General features: G+C 72.8%; 1 protein-coding gene. It reads right to left on the reverse strand.

Annotated elements, in window-relative coordinates; translation table 11 throughout:
* Positions 1-467, reverse strand: a 467-nt coding sequence (locus IY392_RS18550; protein WP_309234218.1) for a DEAD/DEAH box helicase, incomplete at its 3' end; no start/stop codon positions are given.
* Between the last annotated feature and the right edge of the window lie 22 nt (positions 468-489).

The raw sequence follows: 489 nt of genomic DNA on the forward strand, positions 1-489 counted from the left end.
GGTGTGGGGTGGGTGGGGGAGTCCACCCGGTGGATGCACAGCCCCGGTCGCCGGCGTCGCAGGGCGTCCTCGACCCCGGGGTCCGCCGTGGCCGTTGTCGACAACAGGGTCGCGTCATCGCAGTCGGCGAGCAGAACCGCCGTCTGTTCGCCGAAGGACTGCCCCAACAGATGATCCGCCTCGTCCAGGACGAGGACCCGGACGTCCGAGGTGGAAATGGCTCCGGTCCGGATCAGATCGGTGAGGCGACCCGGGGTTCCCACCGCGATGTCGACCGGCGCCACCAGGGTCCGGCGATCCTTGGACAGGGGCTGACCGCCGACGAACGTGGCCACGCGGAGGCCCGCGCCCGCACCGACCTCGGCGAGTACCTCAGCGTTCTGCACCGCCAGCTCGCGGGTCGGCGCGACCACGACGGCACGCGGGCGACCGGGCAGGCTCGGGGCCCCGGCCAGACGATGCGCCACGGCGACGGCGAACACCAGGGTC

It is taken from the genome of Dietzia sp. SYD-A1 (genome assembly GCF_015356725.1).
Classification (GTDB): Bacteria; Actinomycetota; Actinomycetes; order Mycobacteriales; family Mycobacteriaceae; genus Dietzia.